The sequence below is a fragment of the Alteromonas sp. OM2203 genome, assembly GCF_048517045.1.
Taxonomy (GTDB): Bacteria; Pseudomonadota; Gammaproteobacteria; order Enterobacterales; family Alteromonadaceae; genus Alteromonas; species Alteromonas gracilis.
In genome coordinates this window covers 242,891-267,134 of sequence record NZ_CP183209.1, presented here as the reverse complement: position 1 = coordinate 267,134, position 24,244 = coordinate 242,891, and the positions used below count along the sequence as shown (strand labels likewise).

The window sequence follows — 24,244 nt, the reverse complement described above, 5'->3', positions numbered from 1 at the left end:
TAAAAATACCCTGCGTTATATAACAAAAATAAAGCCCTCGATAGGGCTTTATAAAAGCGTTTATTTTTAAACGGTTATGCGCTTGCAACTTCAGCATTCACAACATCAGAAGTGCCATTAATGCTGCTTGCTATATATTGCGCTAACGCCATTTTCTGAGATTTATCTAGACGCAATCCGTGCTTCGTTCTACGCCATATTACGTCTTCTAGCGTGCAAGCCCACTCCCAATCGATGAGGTAGTCGACCTCAGCACGATACAATCCCGCGCCAAAATCCTCACCCATCTCTTCTAACGATGTGAGACCTGTTAAAAATTTATAGCACAATAGTCCGTACTGGCGTGCGTATCGCTCTGCTATCGATTTATCTAACCAAGTGAACTCGCTAGTTAGCTTTTTAATCAATGATGCTTGGTCTGTAAAAGCGCCGCCAGGTAGAGGCACTTCTTTCGTCCATGCCTTTTTTGCTTTCGGAAAACACGTGACTAACTTGTCAACGGCGTGTTCGGCCAGTTTTCTATATGTTGTTATCTTGCCGCCAAAGATATTAAGTAAAACAGGTTTTCCTGTTTCGCCTTTTAACTCGACCTTGTAATCGCGGGTAAGCTCTTGTGCAGATGCATTTTTTTCTTCCAATAGAGGACGAACGCCGCTGTACGAGTGCACAATATCATCTTGCGTTATTTTGGTTTTGAAATAGGTATTTACAACGTCAATGAGGTAGTCAGTTTCTTCTTCTGAAATAGCGGCATCAGACGGATTGCCTTTATAATCTTCATCTGTGGTACCCACCAAAGAGAAGTCGCCTTCGTACGGGATAACAAAGACAATGCGACCGTCTTTATTCTGAAGAATATACGCTTCTTCCGTATCGTAAAGCTTCGGTACGATAAAATGACTGCCCTTTACCATTCGCATCGCATTAGGGTTATTAACATTTACTAAGCGATCTAAAAATGACACCGCCCATGGTCCTGCCGCATTAACAATTGACTTAGCCTTTACTGTAAACGTTTTCCCTTGGGCCGTTTTAAGTTCTATATTCCACAGGTTATCTTGTTTCTCTGCTTTAACGCACTCTGTACGAGTATAAATTTCCGCACCTTGGTCTTGAGCAGCCAATGCGTTCAACACCACAAGGCGCGCATCGTCAACCCAGCCATCTGAATACTCAAAGCAGGTAGTAATATCGCTAACCAGAGGACTTTCACTCGTAGTAGAAAGCTTACGCGAACGAGGCAGCATGTTGCGTTTTGCCAGTGAGTCGTACATTAATAAGCCAATTCGAATCATCCAAGCGGGGCGTAAATGCTTTTGATGCGGCAAACGAAAACGCAGGGGCCACATAATATGCGGGGCTTTTTTCAATAAGACCTCACGCTCAGCAAGTGCCTCTTTTACTAAACGAAACTCGTAATGTTCTAGATATCGCAGGCCACCGTGGATTAGCTTACTACTAGATGACGATGTTGCGCCGCCTAAGTCGCCTTTTTCACACAATGCAACTGAAAGACCGCGTCCCGCGGCGTCAAGCGCCACACCCACGCCATTTACACCGCCGCCAACGACTAAAACGTCGACTGTTTTTTCAGATTCATTGTTGTGACTCATAATTTGCCCCTACTGGTGTTCACGTTTTCATTCGCTAAATTACTGGCTATTTGACAACCAAAAAGAAAACATGTCAACACAAAACGAACATTATCGAACATTAAAGAAAGTTGAATGAACACCGCTCTGCAGATTTTGATTAGGCCAATAAGATAGATTGGGATGACAAACAGCCCCATATCCCGGTAAAGGCCGCTTATACACACTTAAGGGGAAAATTGAAAAGTAGAGTATTTTCGTACTCTTGTAGGACGTGTCTAGACAAACGCAGCCAATTACAAGTAACGATAGAATAGAATTATGACAATGCCGTGATCATAATGGCATAACGGCATAACTTAAGCACAAGCCAATGATCACGCTTTCACAAAAGTGATATTATTTTCTTTTATAATTTTACTTATGCTAGGTGGTGGCGTCTTGTCACATACCAAGCAATCAACTTGTGAAATATGGCCCTGTTCAACCATAGCGCGGCGTTCAAATTTACTATAGTCAGCAGCAAGAATAACATGCTGAGTATGTTGCAAAATGGCTTGTGAAACCTTTACTTCTCTGAAGTCAAAATCTAGCAGCGCGCCATCTGAACTAATTCCGCTGATACCAATAATGCCGTAATCCATGCGGAACTGACTAATAAAATCACAGGTTGCTTCGCCAATAATACCGCCGTCCCGATAGCGAACCTCACCTGCGGCGATAATCACTGAGAAATCTTCTTTAGCCGATAAGATAGTCGCTACGTGAATATTGTTCGTTACAACGTGTAGATTTTTGTGATTAAGCAGCTTAGTGGCAATAAGTTCTGTAGTAGTACCTATGTTGATAAACAAAGACGCCCCGTCGGGTATCATTGCCGCAACAGCTTCAGCGATCTTCTCTTTGACTTCACTGTTTTGCGTTTTCCGCTCCTGATAAGGGGTATTTTCCCAGCTTCGGTTTGACCCAGCACCGCCATGATAGCGGCTCACTACACCAGTTTCAGCAAGCTGATTTAAGTCTCTTCGGATGGTCTGGGGCGTAACCTCACAGGCGCTTACCAAATCATCAATAGACATAAAACCCTGCTGCTTTATAAGCCCAACAATTTTTTCGTGTCTTTGCGTTTGGTTCATCACACTTCCTTAGAAATAAAAACTTATGCAATTATACGTGCTTAAAAGCAAAGTTCCCATGATAAAACGAAAATCAAATGTTCGTTTTCGAAAATATAGCATTGTTAAACATCTGTAAATGATGCAAACTCTATGAAAATTATCTTCAGGAGTGACCAATGGGACAACATATTCTTGCCATTGACCAAGGCACAACAAGCTCTCGCAGTATTATTTTTTCTTCAAAAGGCAGCATTGAAGCTATAGCCCAGCGGGAATTTTCTCAAAAATACCCAAAAGATGGCTGGGTTGAGCACGACCCTGAAGAGATTTGGGAAAGCGTTATATCTACACTCAAAGAAGTTTTTAATAAGTGTTCGCTCGCGCCTTCTGATATCGCTGCTATAGGCATAACGAATCAACGTGAAACTACGTTGGTCTGGGATAAAAACACGGGAAAGACAGTGTACCCTGCTATAGTTTGGCAAGACAGACGCACCGCACAATATTGCCGAGACTTCAGTGAAGACGAATCTTTCGTTTCTTACATCACGGAAACGACCGGGCTCTTACTCGACCCTTACTTTTCAGCAACTAAGGTAGCTTGGATACTCGACAATGTTGAGGGTGCTCGAGAAAAAGCAGAAAATGGCGACTTACTCTTTGGTACGGTTGATACATTTTTGATTTGGCGTCTAACGGGCGGTGAGTCACATAAAACAGACGCCACTAACGCTTCTCGTACTATGTTATTTGATATAAATAATCAGTGTTGGGACGAGAAATTGCTAAGCAAATTCAATATTCCTTCATCGATGCTACCTGAGGTTATGGACTGCGCAGATGATTTTGGCGTCATTAAAGAAGACATTATCGGCAGAGCCATTCCTATTCGAGGAGTTGCTGGTGACCAGCAAGCCGCTCTTGTAGGGCAAGCTTGTTTTGAAAAAGGCATGGCCAAAAGTACCTACGGTACCGGTTGCTTTATGATTTTAAATACCGGTGACGAGCCCCTTCAGTCGAAAAACCGATTGCTCACCACTGTAGGTTACCGCCTTAATGGCAAAACTACTTATGCGCTGGAAGGCAGTATTTTCATGGCGGGGGCTACTGTGCAATGGCTTAGAGATGGCTTAAAGCTTATCGACGATGCAGCAGAAACCGAAGCCCTCGCCCAGCGTGCCAGGCAAGACAACGGGGTGTTTCTGGTGCCTGCATTCACAGGTTTAGGTGCACCTTACTGGGACCCAGATGCTCGAGGTGCAATTTTAGGATTAACCCGTGACACCGGCATTAGTGAAATCGTCGCCGCTGGCTTACAGTCTGTTTGCTATCAAACCAAAGATCTTCAAAAGGCCATGGAAAGCGATGGAGCGCGCCCCACTACTATCCGTGTAGACGGCGGTATGTCTCGAAATGACTGGGTTATGGGGTTTCTCTCGGACATTTTAGGCGCCGAGGTAGAACGCCCTGAAATTACAGAGACCACTGCACTAGGCGCCGCTTTTCTCGCAGGTCTACAATCCGGTCTTTTCGGTTCAGTTGACGATCTCACCCAATGCTGGAAGAGTGATAGCGTTTTCACTCCCAGACTGACAAAGCAAGAAAGAAACGCAGCTTATGATGGCTGGAAAGAGGCTGTAGCTCGAATTCGCTGTAGTTAATTTTTCCTTATTTTTCTGATTGTTAATAAAGTGCGGTTATAAGCCGCACTTTTTTTATACAAAAAAAATTTTTATAACATTGTAATTACATTGTCATTTTGTGCTAGTATTGAAATTAAGGTAAACGTTTCACCTTTTACCTTTAAATAGAAACATTATATTTTTCATAAAGTTACAAATAATAATCACGAAAATATAACGTTAAATGTGTAAAAGTATTGTTAATAAGCTTGATCCGCACATACTAAGAACGTAATTTAAGTGCAAAGTACGTTAAAACGTAGCCTACTCACGGAGAAAACACAGTGACACATAAAATTAACACATCACAGTTAGGCCCTATTGCGAAGCGCTCACTTTTAGGTGTTGCTATCGCCTCTGCCCTACATACCCCTATTGCATTTTCACAAGACGCAGACACGCAGAATGTAAACGATGCACCCGTTGAAGTTATTGAGGTTCGCGGCATTGTAAGCAGCTTAAAAAGAGCAATGGCTGACAAGAAAGAAAACCTAGCTGTTTCAGACGGTATTGCAGCAGAAGATTTAGGTAAGTTTCCAGATCTTAACGTTGCAGAATCACTTCAGCGTATCACTGGTGTTTCCATCGACCGTAACGGCGGCGAAGGCCAACAAGTAACAGTACGTGGTTTTGGTCCACAGTTTAATACAGTACTTGTAAACGGCCGTCAGCTAGCTACCGACGATGCTGGCCGTGCTTTTAACTTCGACGTGCTGGCTGCCGACCAAATTACTGGCGCAAGTATCTACAAAAGTGGTGTTGCAAACCTTCAATCAGGTGGCATCGGCTCGACTATTAACGTATCGACTGCCCGTCCTTTCGACTACGACGGCTTTCAAGCAGTTGGTAGTGTTAAAGGAATGTACGAGACGCTTTCAGAAGAAACGTCTCCACAGGCTTCTTTTTTGGTAAGTAACACATTTGCAGACGACAAGTTTGGTTTACTACTAGCAGTATCGCATCAAGAGCGTCAAGTTCAGATTAACCGTATTCAAACAGCTGGATGGCGCCCTGGCCTTACACTGTCTAATCGAAACGACGGCGTAATCGCATCTAATGTTTACCTTCCTCGTAACTGGGACCAGGTTGTTGATCAACAAGACAGAACGCGTACAAATGCGTCTCTTGTTGCCCAGTTCGCACCATCTGATGACGTCACTATCACGTTAGACGGTTTTGTATCTAAGTTTGAAATTGATTCACAAGTAACGGATCTTGCGTCTTGGTTTGAGCCAGACCGTGTGGGTTCTGCAACTATTTCTGAATACGGTACTGCAATTCAATTTACGCAAGAAATTGATCTTCACCAAGGTAGCGGTAACCCAGCATCTGACTTCGTATCATCAACCCGTGGGGTTCGTGACGTTACCAACAAAGGCTTTGGCTTAAATGTTGACTGGCAAGTTACAGAGTCACTTTCAGCAGCATTCGACGTTTCAACGTCTGAAGCTGAAAACGACGTTGCGGGCCAAGGTCGATTTAACGTTGTCGGTATTATCAACAACTACGAGTTTGACGGCACAGGGAGCACACCTACTGTTATTCACGATGGTTTTGGCAACGGTCAACTACCCGATATTTCGCTAAACCGCCTTCACTATAATGACCTAGGTAATGTTGTTGCATCAGAAGACGAAGTAACAGAATACAAAGCAGATTTCACCTATCTAGCTGATTCTGACGTGTTCCGTAAAGTAGATTTCGGTATTTTGCGCTCAGAGCGTGAAAAATTCGTATTCCAAGAGTTTGCGTCACAATGTGCATTCTGTGGTTACGGCACACCAGCGCCTATTGACGAATTGAATATCCGCCCGTTTACCGCGAACAACTTCTTCAGCGGTCTGATTGACACTTGGTATACATACGACGGTGATGCGTACCTAGACTATCTTGCCTCTCAGGGGGCGCCGGTAACGCCAACGTTGCAGAACAATTACTATAACATTGAAGAAGAAGTAACTGCACTTTATGCACAGTTCGAATTTGGTTATGACATCGGTGATATGCCACTAACCATGAACTTCGGTGCACGTTATGAAGAGACAAACGTGGCTGTTTCAGCGGTACAAGCGTTTGTTTCTGACATTGTTCCAACCACTGACTTAACGCTTTTCTCAAACGTATTTGCTCCAGCAGAGAATATTACTGGAACAACGTCTTATTCTAACCTTCTGCCTAGCCTAAACGTGAAGTTAGAAGTGCAAGAAGACATGATTGTTCGCTTCTCTCGCTATGATTCTTTGACACGTCCTACTATGTCTCAGATGTCACCGGCAACGACCTTTGGTGAACCTCGCCGTCAGAATCTTCAGGCTAGCGGTGGTAACCCTAACCTTAAGCCATTTAGTGCTGAAAACTGGGACCTATCTTTTGAATGGTACTACAGCGACGACTCTGTTTTCTCGTTTGCAGTATTTAGTAAAGAAGTAGAAGACTTCATCGTTACTCTTTCAGGCGCAGAAACTTATAACATGACTGACCGCCTCCCAGGTGATTTCCGTTGTGCTGCAGCAGACTGTGCACCAGGCGTATCGCTGGATCCACAAGACCCTAATCGAGATGTAGTTGCAGACACTGAAGAGCTAAACGGTGCTAGTGAAGTTTATACGGTTACTCGTCCGCAAAACGGTGAAACTGCTACGGTTAACGGTTACGAAGTTGCTATTACTCACGTGTGGGACAATGGCTTCGGTGTAACGGCTAACGCTACGGTAGTTAACAGTGACGCAGAGGTATCTGGCGATACTAGCCAAACGTTTGCATTGGAAGGTCTAGGCGATTCGCAAAACCTTATCGTGTTCTATGAGCGCGATGCGTTCCAAGCACGTGTTGCGTTTAATAATCGTGAGTCGTTCCTGTTTTCACTTGATAATGGTTTATCTGGTGAGCCGACCACTACTGAAACCTATGGTCAGTGGGACGTAAGCGCAAGTTACGACATCAACGAAAACCTGACGGTATTTGTTGAAGGCATAAACGTAACTGAAGAAGAGCTTACACAAACAGGCCGCTTCCCAGACCAAATTTACTCAATTGAAGACAATGGTGCTCGCTACTCTGTAGGTATCCGAGGCTCATTCTAAAATTTGTGTGTGTGTTTTGGCAGGGGTAAAACCCTGCCATTTATCCATAAGCCTATTGGCAAATCGAGTACGTTTATGGATAAATGTAGAAAGCAGTTATAATTCCATTTAAGTAGTGTTGTTTCATGAACCATTCATCTGATACATCTAAAAAACAGCGTATTGTTATCGTAGGTGGCGGCACAGCAGGCTGGCTTACCGCTGCTATCGTCGCAGCTAAGCATAAAGTAGCAATGGGTGAATGTGGTTTAGACATTACACTAGTTGAGTCCAGTGACATCCCTACCGTTGGCGTGGGCGAAGGCACTTGGCCAACAATGCGAAATACGCTTAAAGACATTGGCCTATCTGAAAAAGAAGTATTTAGACGCTGCAGCGCAGCATTTAAGCAAGGCGGAAAGTTTGTTAACTGGGTAAATGGCGATGGTGATTTTTACTACCACCCGTTTACTGTACCGTTAGGCTACGGCCGTGTTGAGATGGCGCCCTACGTAGGTGACATTGCAAATTTTGCCAATGCTACTAACTTTCAGCAGCACGTGTGTGAACGCAATATGGCACCACGCACGCTCAGCGAACAAGAATACAGCAGTGCACAATCGAACTACGCGTATCACTTAGATGCTGGTGCTTTTGCCGATATGCTAAGAGATTTCAGCAAGACTGAGTTAGGCGTAAAGCATATTGTCGCCACAGTTGAGAGCGTGGCTGCGTCATCAAGTGAGCATGTCGAAAGCGTTACCCTCAACAACGGCATGGTTCTAAAAGCCGATTTATTCGTCGACTGTTCTGGTTTTCGCTCACTACTGCTTGGCGAAACACTAGGCGAAAGCGTTGTGTCTGCAGACAATGTGCTATTCAACAACTCTGCCCTTGCCCTTCATGTGCCCCACGAAGAAGACTTTGAAATAAAGCCCTATACCCAAGCCACAGCACAAGAAGCAGGCTGGATTTGGGATATTGGCTTATCTTCCAGAAGAGGTGTAGGTCACGTTTATTCCACTGATTTCACTACCGACGAACGGGCAGAAGAAGTATTGCGTCAGTACGTAGGCGACGAGCACGGCGACCTAAAAGCCCGCACAATACGCTTTAATTCTGGTTATAAGAAACGAATTTGGAAAGGCAACTGCATTGCTGTTGGACTCTCTGCGGGTTTTGTAGAACCTTTAGAAGCCACAGCTCTTATGCTTATTGAGATTTCGGCTCGCTATATTGCAGAGCAGATGCCGTTGCCTACGTCGGCCATGCCTATCGTTAGTCAGCGCTTTAACAAGCAAATGAATTATCGCTGGCAGCGTATTATCGATTTCTTAAAGCTCCATTATATTTTTAACCAACGCAGTGAACCTTATTGGGTTGCCAATCGCGATGCGGCTTCTATCCCCGACTCTTTAAAAGAAGACTTGGAAATATGGAAGTATCGCGGCCCCCAAATTGCTGATTTTTCAGCGGCGATTGAGCTATTCCCCGCCGCTAGCTATCAGTATGTACTTTACGGAATGGGATTTTCTCCAGACTTTTCTTTGCAATCCCATTTTTATAACGAGCGCGATCTAGCAGATAAAGTTATTAAACAAAATCAGCTTATTACGCAGCAAAAACTAAGCAGTTTACCTAACCACCGCGACTATATCGAGCAGTGGTTGGCAAGCTAACGAGAATTATAATATGCCAAAATTTGAAGTTTTATCGGCCGATGCCCACAGCAATATCACTATTGATGAAAGCAAGTTAGCTACGACTTTCTCTAAATTCCATTTAGTTAATATTGAAATTAAAGAGGCCGTGCAGGCAGCGAGTGAATTCCCGCTGTTTTTTAGTAAATCACCCGATGCAAAATATTGGACTATCTCGGCACTCTGTGGGTTAGCGCCGCAGGAAAATGTATTTGAAACCCAAGGCACGTGGCTAGGTCATTATGCTCCCTTGAGCTTGCGTACCCTACCTTTTATAGCCCGTGTGGACAATGACTCTCAGCAGCAAGAAATTCTCGTTGATGTTGAATCACCTGCTGTTTCTTCACAAACAGGCGAGGCACTGTTCTTAGAATCAAAGCGCCCAACTGCCTATTTAGATAATAAGAAAAAGCTACTTGAAGAGCGTATTACTGCTATGCAGCAAACCGCTGTCATGCTCAACCAACTAAACGAAATGGGGCTGATACACGCCGTCGATTTGATTATTGAATATAAAGATAACACAAATCAGCGAGTTGGAGGTTTAGCTACAGTAAACGAGCAGCGCTTACAAAATCTTAGTGGCGATGAGCTTGCTACCCTCAACCAAAAAGGGCTATTGAATGTGCTTTTCAGTATTCTCAGCTCAATTTTTCAAGTAAACCGCGTTATTCGCCTTCATAACACCAAGTTCCCTGGTCGCGCTGTTAACAATATTAAGTTCGAAACCAGCAAGTCATAACTGCCCCTAGGAGTAATACATGTTTTCCAGCACTATTCAGGTGTCTGTTTTTGTCTTTGTGACTGCTTTAATTGGGTTTCTTACCTATTTAAGTTGCCGCGGGCAAAATAGAAATGCACAAAATCAAAATCGCGAATATTTCTTGGCAGGCGGTGGCCTAGCTTGGTATTTCGTTGCCGGTAGTATTACACTCACCAACTTGAGTACCGACCAGCTTGTTGGTATGAACGGTAACCAAATGGCCTTACTTGCACTTTGGGAGCTTTCTGCTGTGGTAGGTCTTTTCGTCTTGGCCAAGGTATTCTTACCCGTGTATTACAGGTTCAAGTGCACAACCACCACAGAGCTTTTAGAGCAGCGTTATCACGATAAGCATATTCGCGCTGTTATTAGTGCTTTGTTCTTCGCTGGTAGCGCTCTGATATTCTGCCCTGCGGTAATTTATTCTGGCTCTTTGTTTATGCAGTCTATGTTTAACGTTGAACTGCCGCTGATGTACATTGCAGTTATCTTCGTTATCGTTGGTGCCCTATACGCTATTTTCGGCGGTCTACGTGCGGTAGCGGTGTCTGATACCTACTCAGGCGTGCTTCTTTTAACCATGGCCGTATTAGTGGTTATTCTAGCACTACAAGCCATCGACTATAACTTTGACGGCATTCCGCAAGAGCGACTCACGCTTATTGGCGATGATGAGTCTCCGATCCCATGGCATACGTTGCTTACTGGCATGATCTTCATTCAAATGTTTTACTGGGGTACTAACCAAGTCATTACTCAGCGCGCAATGGCGGCACCTTCTTTAAAAGAAGCACAAAAGGGTGTGTTTGCCGCAGCCGGTATTCGCCTGCTGATTGTACCTGCCATTATCGTTATTCCAGGTATCGTTTCATATAAGCTATTTGGTGATATTGGTGATAGTGCTTACGGAAAAATCGTGGCAACGGTATTACCTGATTGGCTATCTGGCGTATTCGCAGCGGCCATGGCAGCTGCGGTATTAACCACGTTTAATAGTAACCTAAACTCTGCAACAGCCCTTTACGTGTGCGACATTCACGAAAGCTACATCAACAAAACGCCAAACGTACCTAAGCTAAGTGGCTATGTTACGGTTTTATTGTGTGTAGTATCGCTAGCGCTAATCCCTGTATACCAACAAGCTGATAGTATTATAAACCTAGTTCAGAAGCTCTATGGCCTATTGAGCATGCCTATTCTTTCGGTATTTATCGTTGGCTTACTGTTTAGAAACGTCCATGCATTCGCAGCTATTGGCGCAGTGTTGTTCGGCGTTTCAATTTACGCATTAATGAGCTTTGAAGCTTCACCTCTATATGCGCCATTTGGACTTCATTACATACACCTAATGTTCGCAACCCTTATTGGCTGTGTCGCCTTTGCCCTAATTGTGAACCGCGTGGTGTTTAACCAAAAGGCAGAGTTTTCGTTAGAGCTTTATAGAAAAGAAGCTTAACATTTTAGAAACACATAAAAGAAGGATGTCTCTGGGCATCCTTTTTGTTTTTTACAAATTTTAACGTCTATATTTTATACCTGTTGGTCAGACTTCATTTCCCTTGCAATGCAGACTACCATTGAAAGTTAAACGTTTACCCTTTAAGTATAGAATCCGCAAGGTGGACGTGATTTAATACGGCGTAGTATGCAGTGAAAGGTCACTGCCTACGTTGTAAATATTTAGCTTTACCACCAAATTTACGTTTTATTAACGCTGAGGTTTTTATGTCGTCACTTTCTCAATTCGTACGCCTGTCGAACGAAAAAGTTACCTTAATATTCGACTGTCAGGGTCGTATGCCAAAAGTCATTTACTATGGTGCGCCATTGAGTGACAGCACAACGCCTGAGATGCTTAGCGTTTTAAACACACGCCAAGAAGCTAAGTGTGCGCCAGTAATCGAGCCACCCATTACCTTAGTGCCTACCCATGGTGAAGGTTGGACAGGACAGCCAGGCCTTGAAGTTTCCGGTGATGCTGACCAATGGTCAGCAGGCTTTAGTTTGGTGGACATAAACCAAAGCGCGCAATCGGTGTCTTTCATCGCTGAAGATACCCACCGCGGAATGCGTCTAATCACTACCGTTGAACTAGACGGTGAAACGAGTATTGCTAAGTATGTATCTCGCTTGGAAAACACCGGCAGCAGTGCACTAAACCTAAACTATCTAAACGCAGCAAGCCTTCCACTTCCTACTACGGTTAGTAAAATTAAAACATTCGAAGGTCGTTGGTCTGCTGAATTCCAAACCAAAGATCACGACTTATTCTTTGGCAGCTACGTGCGTGAAAACCGTCGTGGCAAAACGTCTCACGATACTTTTCCTGGTTTAATTGCGTTCCCTGAAGGTACAGGCGAGCTTAACGGTGAATGTTTCGGTTACCACCTTGGCGCATCAGCAAACCACAAGCTTCGCGCTGAGTTGATGGCCGACGGCAGAAGCTATGTTCAATTCGGTGAACTATTGTTTCCGGGTGAAGTGGTACTTAACGCTAGCGAAAGCTATACATCACCCGTGCTTTATACCGGCTATGGCTGTGAAGGTTTCTCTTCGCTATCGCAACAGTTTCACAATTTCATTCGTAGCAATGTGCTAAACCATAGCGCTGAGTCTAAGCCTCGCCCAGTTCACTACAACACGTGGGAAGGAATCTACTTCGATCACAACGAAGATGAACTTAAAGCCTTGGCTGACAAGGTAGCACCGCTAGGTATCGAACGCTTTGTATTAGACGATGGTTGGTTCAAAGGCCGCAGAAACGACAAAGCTGGGCTTGGTGACTGGTTTGTAGATGAAGCCATCTACCCTGAAGGGCTAGACGGATTAATTGACCATGTTACTGGTCTTGGCATGGAATTCGGCATTTGGTTTGAGCCAGAAATGGTTAACCCAGATAGCGACTTATATCGCGCACACCCTGAGTGGGCGCTGCAAACCGAGAATAACCCTCACGTCCCTTTCAGAAATCAGTACGTATTGGATTTAACCAACCCTGAAGTGGTTGAGTACCTGTATAAGGTGATTACTGATGTACTAAAAGCCTATCCCAAAATTAGCTACATCAAATGGGACATGAACCGCGACGTAAACCATCCAGGCAACCTTCAAGGCAAACCGGCAATGCATGGCCAAATGGCAGCGCTTTACGGCTTGATTGACCGCGTAAAAGCGGCGAAGCCAGGCATTGAAATAGAAAGCTGTTGTTCAGGTGGCGGACGTGTAGATTTAGGCATATTGCCACACACAGATCGCTTCTGGACGTCAGACTCTAACGATGCACTAGACCGCTTATACATTCAGCGCGGCTGCTCTTACTTCTTCCCATCTGAAGTAATGGGCGCGCACGTAGGGCCGCGTGATTGCCATATTACGGGTCGTAACCTACCTATTGAAATTCGTTCAGCAGTCGCCTTGTTTGGTCACATGGGTATAGAAATGGATCCACGTGAACTGACAGACCACGAGCAAAAAGTGTTAAAAGACGCCATTTCGCTTTATAAGAAATATCGTCATATTACCCACGGCGGCGACCTATTCCGCATGGATGATGACGGCATGAATGTGAAATTTGGTTATGTGTCGAAAGACAAGCAGGAAGGTATTTTTGCTTATAACAGTGTTACAGAAACCGTACGCACTACGCCGAATCGTTTCTACTTTGCAGGGCTTGATGCTAACAAGCAATACACCATTGAGCGTGTATGGCCTGAAAAGCTGAAAGAATACACTCCTTCAATTTTGCAACAAACTGAAGGGCAAGTATTCTCTGGCGAAGTCTTAATGAAATACGGTATGCAGCTGCCGGTACTCTTCCCGCAAACAGCGCTGATTTATACTGTTAAAGCCCTGTAGTTTTCTAAACGCTATGGCTTTCTAAGCGCTATGGCTTTCTAATCGCTGTGGCCTTTTAAGCGCAGCCGAAAGAAAATACGAGTAAGCGAGCTGTGCGGTATTACACCGCCGCTCGCTTTTTTAGTGCCTTTTTAATTTTTTTAAGTGTCTTAGCAAAGCGTTCATCGCTGTCTTCTTTTATCGTCTCAACAAGGTTTTGCGCTTCATTCACTTTGTCTGCGTTAAGAAGAAGTTCAGCTAAGCGCAGCTGGGCCCAATTAGCTCCTGGTAAGCCTTCAGTATCAATGGTCGTAACCTGGTAGTCTTCCAAATAGCTCTTCAACGCATTAATACCTGAAGTTGTGTACTCGCCACTTTCAACAGCAACTTGCCCTAAGCGATACTTTCCATACATAAGACTGGCTTTACGCTTTTGATACGTATCCCAAGCCTCAGTATCCGCTTTCGAAACTGCAGTCACATCAGTATCTGATAACGGCAACAAAGTATCGTAAGATGCGGCGTACTGCTCGTCACCTAAATAGAAACTACCTAGCTCAACCCTGGCGCGAATGTGGGTGCTGTCATCATCAATTAAAGAGGCAAAGATAGCCTCTGCTTCTGCCTGTTTATCTTTCTCCAAATAAACCTTAGCTAAGGCAAACTGACCTTCGGTAGCATCAAGTTTTGAAATAGTTTGCGCAAGTGCTGTAGCCTCATCCAAATCGCCACCAGCAATAGAGGGGGCCATTAAGTGAAACTGCATTAGGGCTTGGTAAACAGCAACCTCTTCTGGGGCAATTTCCACTGCTTTTTCTAAACTCTTCTTTGCTTTTTTCGCATAGCCTAGTGCTGAAAATATACTACTTGAGGCTTGGGCTCCCATTACGCTGGCGTGTGTATGATAAGCCTTATAGTTATCACTGTAATCCTGAACAAACTGCTCTGCTGCCTCTTCGGCATCATCTAAATCTATGTTCATCAGGGAAGAAATAAGCATGTTGTGCTGCTCTGGCGATTTGCCTTCAACGGCTTCAAGGGATTCTACAACGTAATTATAGTCGCCTTGTTTGAAGTAGGCCTTTAGCGTTTCTACATCGTCGGCACTTGCTGTAGCAACGTTTTGTGCTGCCGCATAGCTTTGGGTAACGGTTATGGAAGGCATTAACAAAATAGAACAGGCACATAGTGCTGACACAGTAAATTTACGCATTTTCACTTCCTTATGGTTTAGTTTATGGGTAGCCCGAAATGCCGCTTTAAAGCGCTTTTTACTATCAATGATTGATAGAAGCAGTCTCACATTACGCCACTATGCGTAAAGTTAGAAAATAAATATGTAACAAAATTAAAAAAGGATGCCGAAGCACCCTTTTCAAACTGTTATTTACTGTCCATTTCTAGCCCCAATGCCCATCGGTCGTCGAAGCCCTTCCAAGGCTCTGGCTTCTTACCGTCTACGGGTACTTGGGCACTACTGCCACTCACGTTCAGGTATTCACAATCATCTTTTAAACCTTTCACATGGCAGTTCATAAGTGCCAAGGCAAAGTGCTCATTGATAGCATTAAGCTTTTGCACTTCCCACGCAGGTTCTATATAGCTTCCCAAATCAAATTCGCTGCCATAGGCTTCTTTCGGCGCCGGATGAGGGGCTACATTATGGCGGGCGTTTTTGATGGTAAGTAGTTTAGAGCCTTCACTACCCGTATTTTCGAATAGCCACTTAATGCCCTCGTAACCAGATATATCGTCGTTATCACCCGCTACATAAAGAACCGGCACCTTGATATTGTTAAGTGATTCAACGTCAAATAGCTGATGTTGCCCACCCCATGGGGCCAGCGCTAGCGCTGCTTTCCAAGCTGGAAGCACATCTTTACCACTGTCGTTACCACCTGCGCAGGTGTTTAGTACGTCTTTAATAAGCGCTGCCACTTTAGGATCTTGTGTACCGGTGAAGGTCGCTGCCGCTTGGTCGTTAAAAGCATAACAGCCGCCTACTGTGCTTACCGCTCCATAGCCTCCCATTGAGTAACCAATAACCCCTGCCTTACTTGCATCAACGCTGTCTCTAAAAAACTCATGTTCGCTGATGCTGTTCAGGGTTAGAACCTGGTCTCGAGAGCGATTTAACAATGTGCTAGGAAAACCAGAATACGGGTTTTCTGCAAAATTAACGTCTTTGTTTGTGGAGTCTGTATGGTCGATAGCCGCAACTACATAACCGTGAGACGCAAGGTGTTCACCTAAATAGTACATAAGTGTGCGATAGCCAGTATAGCCGTGAGATATAACAATCACAGGGTAGCTAGATTCTGCTTTGGCAATTGGCGCATCGCGGCTTGCATCAGCTTCAATTTCAAATACCTGACCACTTCGTGTTTCATTCACATACGTTGCCTTCTCAGCAGCACTTGAAGCTGGATACCAGACCTCTAGGGTCAACTTACGCTCGACATCATTTCCAGCAATATCTTTGACTTTTTCTGGGTAGGTCGCTTCAATAGTTTTTACACCAACAACGTGAGCGCCTTTCTCGCTTAGCGATGGCATAACATCCGCTGGAAAAGGTTTATAAAGGGTCTGAGCTGCAGAAACCGATGTAGGTAACATTGAAGTACTAAACGCGAGTGCAGCAGCGCCACAGAACAGGGATAACGTTTTCATAATTTGGCTGATTTTCTTGTTATTGAAAGACAAAATCATAATACCGCCTCACGAATTCCATACAAGTAAACCACCATTATTATTGCTGATTAAACGAAATAAGAAACAGTAATAAAACTGCAATTATAAGGGCTTAGCAACAACGCCGAAAGCTATACAGGTTACGTTAAAGGGTATAGGGAATAGATTAGGGACTATTTAAAAAGATCCACATAGCCCTGTAAGAAAGGTACTGAAAAATAGGTTAAACGTGCCACCTAACGTTTACTTTTTCGACAGGAAAGTATCCCATCGTTCATCAAATAAAGGCTTAAGGCGATGAGAATAACCATCGGCCCTGAAATTAGTATCTCTCAAAATCTCACTTTTTTCAGGATTCGCAAAAATACGCGCTAGCGTTTGATTTAAACTCGTTGTTACCTCTTGCCCTAGCGCTGTCTTTGAACATAGCAAGCGCTTTGTCCCTCTTAACTCTTCCGACAGTTCGCTAACTTGATACACACTCAAGGTGTCGAGCTCTTCTCTTGATAATGTAGCAATCTCGCGAGGACCAACATAACCGAAGTCAATTCGCCCACTTTTCAGTAATGCAATGGTATGCATGCCTAAGTCTCTACCTAGACTATGCACTCTTAACACATTGTACCGCGTTGCCCACTGCTCGACGGTTCGTGCATAAGCGTTACTCACGTCGCTGTAGAGCACTGTTTTTAAGTTCTGATTGAGTAAAGCTTGCAAAGAAACTGACTCAAACAAGCCTTTCACACTTTGTGACAAGCCGACATTTTCTTCATCATCGATTAAAGGTGGGAGCGCTTTTCTTGACACAACAAGTAAAGGCAAATTGATAGAGGTAGGTTCAGAATAATACCCCCATTTCGTTCTCTCTTCTTGGTATGACGCGCCGTAGAAACAATAGACCTTTTGAGACGACTTTTCATGTTGAATTAACGACCAGGCACGCTTAACTGGGTAGGCTTCAAATTGGTGGCTATAACTTTCAAGATAACTAGAAAGGTGAACCATGAGATCATACACTGGGCCAGATGTAATAGTAATACCAGGCCCTTCAACACCAAGTTCAGGTGGACGCATCCAAATAATGGTAGGCTTCTTCTCATCACAACCTTCAACGTCGCACTCAACATTATTTTGAGCTATTGAAGCGCTGATGTTAATACTGAAAAATGCAAAAACGAATAATCTTGCTAATACCGACACGTTATAAGACTACCCTTGGATGTGAAATTTATTGACGTTTATCCATCACCTGTCTACATGCGGCGCTATGGATATAACTAGAATGTGATCTTACATTAGTCGGATACAAAATTAGTCGGTATCAGTCTCATAATTCGCTGAATTTAGCTCAAAAAAAAGCCGCTAAGGAGCGGCTTTCTAGAGAATTTTTCAACATTCTACATTTTGTTCGTTCTCAGAACGGAATGTCGTCGTCGAAATCAAAATCAGGTTCAGCCATTGGCGGATTTTTAGGCTGAGACGGATTTCCACCTTGAGGGGCTTGATTGTAGCCGCCACCTTGGTTTTGATTATAACCACCTTGTTGACCACCGCCTTGCTGTGGCGCTTGGTTATAGCCGCCCTGCGCTGGTGCTTGGTTATAGCCACCTTGATTGTTTTGAGGACGCTGGTAACCACCGTTACCGCCACCACCTTCACCGCCGCGGCCGCCAAGCATTTGCATTTGGTCTACGATAATTTCAGTGGTGTACTTATCTTGACCTTGCTGATCTTGCCACTTACGCGTTTGCAATTTACCTTCTACGTAAATTTGCGAGCCCTTTTTCAGGTACTCTCCGGCAATTTCGGCCAAGCGACGATACATAGTAAGGCGGTGCCACTCAGTGCGCTCTTGAACCTGACCCTGTTGGTCTTTCCAGCTTTCGCTAGTTGCTAGGCTTAAGTTCGCAACGGCGTTTCCGTTAGGCATGTATCTAACTTCAGGATCATTGCCAAGGTTTCCAACAAGAATAACCTTATTAACGCCTTTCGTTGCCATTGATGTCTCCTGTAACGTTTTTAGTGGCTTGCTGCATGAATCTTCTTATTCAGACATCAGCAAGCACGAAAGTTCATCGATAATTAGCTAGTTAGTATACCGTATTTTGCAGGGGAAAATTATAGTTTTTCGACCCACTTTTTCGCTACTAACAGCAATGTCCCCTTGAATTTAACAAAATTCCTTATTGAGGTCCTCTGAACTTTCGCGTTGTTTTTAGCAAATCACGGTGAGGGCAATTAGGTTAAAAACGCCCCTACTGCTAGCTACCACCACGTGATATAGAATGCAGCGGTGAGCAACACCACAGCAATTGACGCTACATTAAATCCACTAGTGGTCTTAAATTGTACGTCATTCACGTCTACCGCATTTTCACTAATGCCTTTTTTCTCTAGAAGAGACACGACTACAGCAAGACCCACACAAAGCAAGAATACAATACCGACTCGGTCGATAAATGGCAGCTCTGGCAAAAACTGTCTAAATAGAATGCTTAGAACAAAAGAGCCAAGTGCAGCAAGCAGCCCTCCGTTTGCGGTGGTTCTTTTCCAAAACATCCCTAATACGAAGAGAGCGCATATACCTGGCGTAAAGAAACCCGTGAACTCCTGAATGTACTGGAACGCTTGATCGAAGTTACCTAACAAGGGTTTGGCAACAACCATTGCGATAATCAGTGCAACAAAACTCACGATACGACCTACTTTGACATAGTGTTGCTGCGATTCATTCGGGCGCTTATCTTTATAGAGATCCATAGTGAAAATCGTGGATACACTGTTTGTCATAGACGCTAGTGATGACACAATTGCCGCTACCAAGGCCGCGAAAATGATACCTTTAAGCCCGACTGGCATGAGGGTCATTAAACTTGGGTAAGCTTGGTCCGGCTTAGCTAAGTCAGGCACGATAAGTACCGCAGCTATTCCTGGCAGCACGACAATTAGCGGCATAAGTAGCTTTAAAAAAGCAGCAAATGCGATACCTTTCTGTGCTTCCTGAACACTTTTCGCAGCCAACGTCCGCTGAATAATGTACTGATTAAAGCCCCAATACGACAGGTTCATTATCCACATACCGCCTACTAACACTGAAATGCCCGGCAAATCCATATAGTGTGGATTATCTTTCGACAATATCATGTCGAATTTCTCAGGCAGTTTATTCGTCAAGTCAATAAAGCCTTGAATCGCACCGTTACCATCACTGATAAGGTTAAGCGCAGTGTAAGAGAGAAATAATCCACCAATAACAAGTAACACAACTTGAATAATGTCTGTCAGTGCCACCGCTTTCAAGCCGCCGTAAAGAGAATAAGTGAGCGAGAAAAGGCCAAGGAACATCATGCCGTAAATCATGTCTACACCTGCGATGGTGTTAATTGCCAACGCACCAAGCCAAAGCACAGCCGTGAGATTTACGAAAACATAAACACCCAACCAGAAGATAGCCATAACTTTACGTACGCGATGGTCGTATCGCTGCTCTAAAAACTGTGGCATGGTGTAAATTTTATGTTTCAAGAAAATAGGCAAGAAGAACTTACCTACGATAAGCAGCGTAACTGCAGCCATCCACTCGTAGGACGCAATTGCGAGCCCTAGTTGATAGCCGGAACCAGACATACCAATTATTTGCTCGGCTGATATATTGGCAGCAATAAGGGATGCGCCTATCGCCCACCATGGTAGGCTTGAGCCTGCTAAAAAGTAATCGTTTGTGTCTTTTTGGTGACCCTGCTTTTCACGAGATACCCACCACGCAATTCCAATAAGCGCGACGACGTATATCACAAATAAAGTGATATCTAATGATGCTAATTTCATAGTTTTTCCCAAAGTTTTTATTTTGGGTGCGGCGAATTTTTGTATGCAGGGTACACAGGTGAAAAATTGTTTTTATTATTTTATTTGGTTTTGCCACACCAGTGTCACGTCAATTTAAAAGACGCGTTAACAACCCACTAATTGCATAATCAACGCTCTAAGAACGTTCATATAGGCTGATAGCGTTTGCGGCTCTATTAGTATCACACTTTGTTTACTTTTTTTAATAGGAAATGTGTGTTTTATGTAAAAAAAGCCGCAACGTATAGATGCGGCCTAAGGGACACCAACAATTCTAACGAATAGGATTGTTTAGAAAAGGGAGAGTTTTGCGTTAAAAAACAGTAAACATTTCGAGATATTTAGCTTACGCAAATGCACCTTGTGTTGCGGTACACACGTAGATATCTGCATGGTAACCAGTTTCGTCAAAGTACTTATCTGCGACCACTTGTTTTACTGCATCAACTTTGTCAGTGGGAGCTAGTGCAACTACACAGCCGCCGAAACCGCCGCCAGTCATGCGAACACCGCCTGATTTACCGAGTACTTCATCAATGATTTCAACTAAATAATCAATCGGACGAACGGTAATTTCAAAATCGTCACGCATAGACACGTGAGACTGTGCCATGGCAGTGCTGACTGTTTCAATATCCCCAGATTTTAAGGCGTGGCTCGCGGTAAGTGTTCGCGCATTTTCAGTGATAATGTGCTTTGCACGACGATAAACCACTTCTGGCATATGGGCTTTAGCTTCTTCGAGCATCTCCATTGTTGCTTCACGCAATGATGTTACGCCAAGCAAAGAAGCCCCCTGCTCACACTGTTGGCGGCGCAAGTTATACTCACTGTCCACCAAGCCACGTTTTACATTCGAATTAATGATAACGATTTGGTGCGATTCAGGTAGCGGGGAGTGTTCGATAGCCAGTGACTGACAATCAAGCAGCATCGCCATACCTTCATTACCCATGGCTGATATTAACTGGTCCATTATTCCGCATGAACAACCCACGAAAGTATTTTCAGCTTTTTGACCAAGAAGCGCTGCCTGCACACCGTCTAGCGGTAGTTCATATAAGGCGCTAAGCGCCTTTAAAATAGCCACTTCGAACGACGCCGATGAGCTTAAACCCGCCCCTTGCGGTACGTTACCCGTTACCAGTAAATTGGCACCGGCAAAGTCTGGCAAGGCCTCTTTTAATACTTTAACTACACCGCGAACGTAGTTTGCCCAACCTTGCTCTTCGTCGTAGTTAATATCTGACAATGAGAACTGGTTTTGCTGGTTTTCATAGTCCATCGCAGTAACCAAGATGTCATTATCTTCGCGCTTGGTTGCCGCAACCCAAGTACCAAAGTTAATTGCAGCTGGAAACACAAAACCTTCATTGTAATCGGTGTGTTCTCCAATTAGATTAACTCGACCAGGCGCATGCGCGATAAGTGCCGGTGCATGACCGTATTGCGCTTCAAACTTACTTGAAAGTACTTGGTTATCCATTTGCATTCTCACGTTTTTTATAATGCACTGTGGGAAGTGCTTTTAATCTGTCTGCTGCTTGTTCCGGCGTTAAATCTCTTTGTGCTTCGGCCATCATTTCATAACCAACCATAAATTTTCTCACACTGGCTGAGCGTAATAATGGAGGGAAGAAATGTGCATGTAGCGTCCACTCTGGATGGCCTTCATTATCAAATGGCGCACTGTGCCATCCCATAGAATATGGAAAAGACGTTTCAAATAGATTGTCGTACTTCGCCGTTATCTCACCAATAATTTTGGCAAGTGAAAGGGACTGGGAACCTGAAAGCTTATGCAAAGATTGAACATCAAAACGCGGCAATAAAAGAGTTTCAAATGGCCACGCTGCCCAATACGGAACTACCACAACCCAATCATTGTTTTGGCATACTACGCGCTCCTGCTTTGCTACTTCTTGCTCTGCATAGTCAAGAAGCATAGGCGTGCCGTTATCACCAAAGTATTGTTTTAACTGCACTACTTTCTTCGCTGGGTCAGTAGGCACGTGTTGCTGTGCCCATACCTGACCATGAGGATGCGGGTTCGAACACCCCATCATCGAACCTTTGTTTTCAAAAACCTGCACCCAGCGATAGGTTTTGCCGAGCTCTTCGGTTTGCGCTTTCCAAGTATTGACTACGTCTACACGCTCATCGTCAGAGAGTTCAGGTAAGGTTTTGCTGTGATCAGGTGAAAAGCAAATGACGCGACTACAGCCTTGTTCGGTTTCAAACTGAAATAGGCCGTTTTTTTCACTTGCTTGTTCAGTGTCTTGCTTAAGGGCAGCAAAATCATTTTGAAAAACAAATGTCCCTTCATAATCAGGATTAACTTCACCATTTACTCGCGTATTGGTCGGACACAAATAGCATGACGCGTCATAAGATGGCTTTTGCTCGTTGTTAGGCTCTTCTGAAGCACCCTGCCAAGGACGCTTCGCTCGGTGAGGCGACACTAACACCCACTCCCCCAACAACGGATTGTAACGGCGATGTGGATCATTTGTAGGGTCGAAAGGAGTTCCCATAATCACTCTCTCTGAATTGGCCAGCTACGCAATAGCGCGTAAAGCTCAAAGGGTTAAACGTTTACCCTTTCAATAATATATCATGCTCCTCTTTTTATCAATTAAGGAGCAAAGAAAATTAATTGTTAAATTGATAACAATTAATTTTCTTTTGCCATTATAGCCAATTCAAAGAGTGCTAAACGTATATTTAATTGAAGCTTTGAAAGTTTCATTAGGTTTAACAAAACAGTTGGGGAATTCAGGTTTATTAGGTGCATCAGGAAAATGCTGAGGTTCTAAACACAGTGCACCAAGCTGATCATCATTTTGAAGATTCCCTGTGTAGAACTGCAAACCGGGTAATGTTGTATGTAACGCCATCGCAATTCCCGTATCAACAGCATTAACCGTCGCTTGTGGCTCTCTACCACCCGGCGCACGAAGCACATAGTTATGGTCGTAACCGCCCACCATATCAAATAGAAGATGTGATTGATGTTGAGTTGCTCTTTTCGCTATTGCCGTAGATGTTAAGAAATCGAACGGTGTATCGCGTACTTCAACTAATTTTCCAGTTGGTAGCAACGTATCATCAGCGTCTGTTACTGTTTCAGCATCAATATACAGTAGCGTTGTACCTACTTTTGCTTCTTCACTTAAAGCGAAATAAGCATGTTGAGTAAAACTAAGCGGTGTTTCTTTATCTGTTGTGGCTGATAGTTCAAGTGAAAGCTCATTATCGTTATTAAGAGTATAACAAGCGTAAACCTCTACATTTCCAGGAAAGCCACCTTCGCCGTCTGGACTGGTTAAGTTAAATGTAACGCTAGCACTGTCACTTAATTCCTGCACATTCGCTTGCCATACTTTTTTGTGAAAGCCCGCAAGGCCGCCGTGAAGGTTGTGCTCACCGCCATTTTTATCTAGCTGGTATTGTTCGCCATTTAACGTAAAAGTGCCTTTCCCAATCCTGTTAGCATAGCGACCAACAATTGCCCCACGATAACTTGGGTCATCTATATATTCCTGCAACGTATCAAATGTCTGAACACAACTTACTACCCTGCCCTGTGCATTGATTACGTTTATTTCTTTAATAATACCACCGTAGTTAAGCAAAGTTACGGACATGCCATTGGTGTTATTTAACGTGTATGCACAAACATCCTTGCCGTCTACTTCACCGAATACAGAAACATTTATTTTCATAACAAGTTATTTACCTTAGTAAGTGCCAACAAGATAAACAGAGCGTACCTTTGGCATATCGCTGTGAACAACAGCTATCGAAATTAGTGTTTGAGCCGTAGAAAGGTTATACGTTTTCCATAAGCATTTACAGTCTTTAACCTGATAAAAATAAAAGGTGTGACCTCTTTAATTGTAAGCTTTCTAATGGTGCGTTAGACATCATCTAAAACCCGCTTACCAGTGCCA

The 24,244-nt window shown here is 43.9% G+C and carries 16 protein-coding genes; 6 read left to right on the top strand and 10 right to left on the bottom strand.

Annotated elements, in window-relative coordinates; translation table 11 throughout:
* Positions 1-74: 74 nt before the first annotated feature.
* Both glpD and ACM0P2_RS01170 read right to left on the bottom strand, forming a co-directional pair.
* Positions 75-1,613, bottom strand: coding sequence for a glycerol-3-phosphate dehydrogenase (glpD, locus tag ACM0P2_RS01175; protein ID WP_419227139.1), 1,539 nt, complete (start codon positions 1,611-1,613; stop codon positions 75-77).
* Positions 1,614-1,969: 356 nt separating this feature from the next.
* On the bottom strand, positions 1,970-2,728 hold the full coding sequence (locus tag ACM0P2_RS01170; protein ID WP_419227138.1) for a DeoR/GlpR family transcriptional regulator: 759 nt from the start codon (positions 2,726-2,728) through the stop codon (positions 1,970-1,972).
* Positions 2,729-2,886: 158 nt separating this feature from the next.
* Between ACM0P2_RS01170 and glpK the strand changes: the two genes are divergently transcribed.
* The 6 genes from glpK (at position 2,887) to ACM0P2_RS01140 (ending at position 13,772) form a co-directional block, all read left to right on the top strand.
* Positions 2,887-4,371 (top strand): glycerol kinase GlpK, encoded by a 1,485-nt coding sequence (glpK, locus tag ACM0P2_RS01165; protein WP_419227137.1) that lies wholly within the window; start codon positions 2,887-2,889, stop codon positions 4,369-4,371.
* A gap of 371 nt (positions 4,372-4,742) precedes the next feature.
* On the top strand, positions 4,743-7,475 hold the full coding sequence (locus ACM0P2_RS01160; protein ID WP_419227676.1) for a TonB-dependent receptor: 2,733 nt from the start codon (positions 4,743-4,745) through the stop codon (positions 7,473-7,475).
* Positions 7,476-7,600: 125 nt separating this feature from the next.
* Positions 7,601-9,133, top strand: coding sequence for a tryptophan halogenase family protein (locus tag ACM0P2_RS01155; RefSeq protein WP_159118207.1), 1,533 nt, complete (start codon positions 7,601-7,603; stop codon positions 9,131-9,133).
* 13 nt (positions 9,134-9,146) lie between these two features.
* Positions 9,147-9,896 carry a SapC family protein gene (locus ACM0P2_RS01150; protein ID WP_159118208.1) on the top strand — a complete coding sequence of 250 codons (750 nt, stop codon included), beginning with the start codon at positions 9,147-9,149 and terminating at the stop codon, positions 9,894-9,896.
* Between the two features lie 19 nt (positions 9,897-9,915).
* The gene (locus ACM0P2_RS01145) at positions 9,916-11,373 is read left to right on the top strand and encodes an SLC5 family protein (RefSeq protein ID WP_419227136.1); all 1,458 of its coding nucleotides are present in this window, start codon (positions 9,916-9,918) and stop codon (positions 11,371-11,373) included.
* Positions 11,374-11,642: 269 nt separating this feature from the next.
* Complete coding sequence (locus ACM0P2_RS01140) at positions 11,643-13,772, top strand: alpha-galactosidase (RefSeq protein WP_419227135.1); 2,130 nt, start codon at positions 11,643-11,645, stop codon at positions 13,770-13,772.
* Positions 13,773-13,872: 100 nt separating this feature from the next.
* On the opposite strand, the gene ACM0P2_RS01135 is transcribed toward ACM0P2_RS01140, so the two are convergent.
* The 8 genes from ACM0P2_RS01135 to ACM0P2_RS01100 all read right to left on the bottom strand — a co-directional run bounded on the left by ACM0P2_RS01135 (position 13,873) and on the right by ACM0P2_RS01100 (position 24,016).
* Positions 13,873-14,964, bottom strand: a complete 1,092-nt coding sequence (locus ACM0P2_RS01135) for a tetratricopeptide repeat protein (RefSeq protein ID WP_419227134.1) — start codon at positions 14,962-14,964, stop codon at positions 13,873-13,875.
* Positions 14,965-15,134: 170 nt separating this feature from the next.
* Positions 15,135-16,460, bottom strand: a complete 1,326-nt coding sequence (locus ACM0P2_RS01130) for an alpha/beta hydrolase family protein (RefSeq protein WP_419227133.1) — start codon at positions 16,458-16,460, stop codon at positions 15,135-15,137.
* Positions 16,461-16,685: 225 nt separating this feature from the next.
* Complete coding sequence (locus ACM0P2_RS01125) at positions 16,686-17,642, bottom strand: hypothetical protein (protein ID WP_236547087.1); 957 nt, start codon at positions 17,640-17,642, stop codon at positions 16,686-16,688.
* 214 nt (positions 17,643-17,856) lie between these two features.
* Positions 17,857-18,441 carry a single-stranded DNA-binding protein gene (locus tag ACM0P2_RS01120; protein ID WP_105929930.1) on the bottom strand — a complete coding sequence of 195 codons (585 nt, stop codon included), beginning with the start codon at positions 18,439-18,441 and terminating at the stop codon, positions 17,857-17,859.
* A gap of 266 nt (positions 18,442-18,707) precedes the next feature.
* A complete protein-coding gene (locus ACM0P2_RS01115; RefSeq protein ID WP_173359519.1) occupies positions 18,708-20,270 on the bottom strand; it encodes a sodium/sugar symporter in 1,563 nt (520 codons plus the stop codon).
* 367 nt (positions 20,271-20,637) lie between these two features.
* Positions 20,638-21,777 (bottom strand): galactokinase, encoded by a 1,140-nt coding sequence (galK, locus tag ACM0P2_RS01110; RefSeq protein ID WP_173359520.1) that lies wholly within the window; start codon positions 21,775-21,777, stop codon positions 20,638-20,640.
* Positions 21,770-22,825, bottom strand: a complete 1,056-nt coding sequence (locus tag ACM0P2_RS01105; RefSeq protein WP_173359521.1) for a UDP-glucose--hexose-1-phosphate uridylyltransferase — start codon at positions 22,823-22,825, stop codon at positions 21,770-21,772. Before ACM0P2_RS01105 ends, galK begins: the two co-directional genes overlap by 8 nt.
* Before the next feature lie 168 nt (positions 22,826-22,993).
* Positions 22,994-24,016, bottom strand: coding sequence for an aldose epimerase family protein (locus ACM0P2_RS01100; protein WP_419227132.1), 1,023 nt, complete (start codon positions 24,014-24,016; stop codon positions 22,994-22,996).
* Between the last annotated feature and the right edge of the window lie 228 nt (positions 24,017-24,244).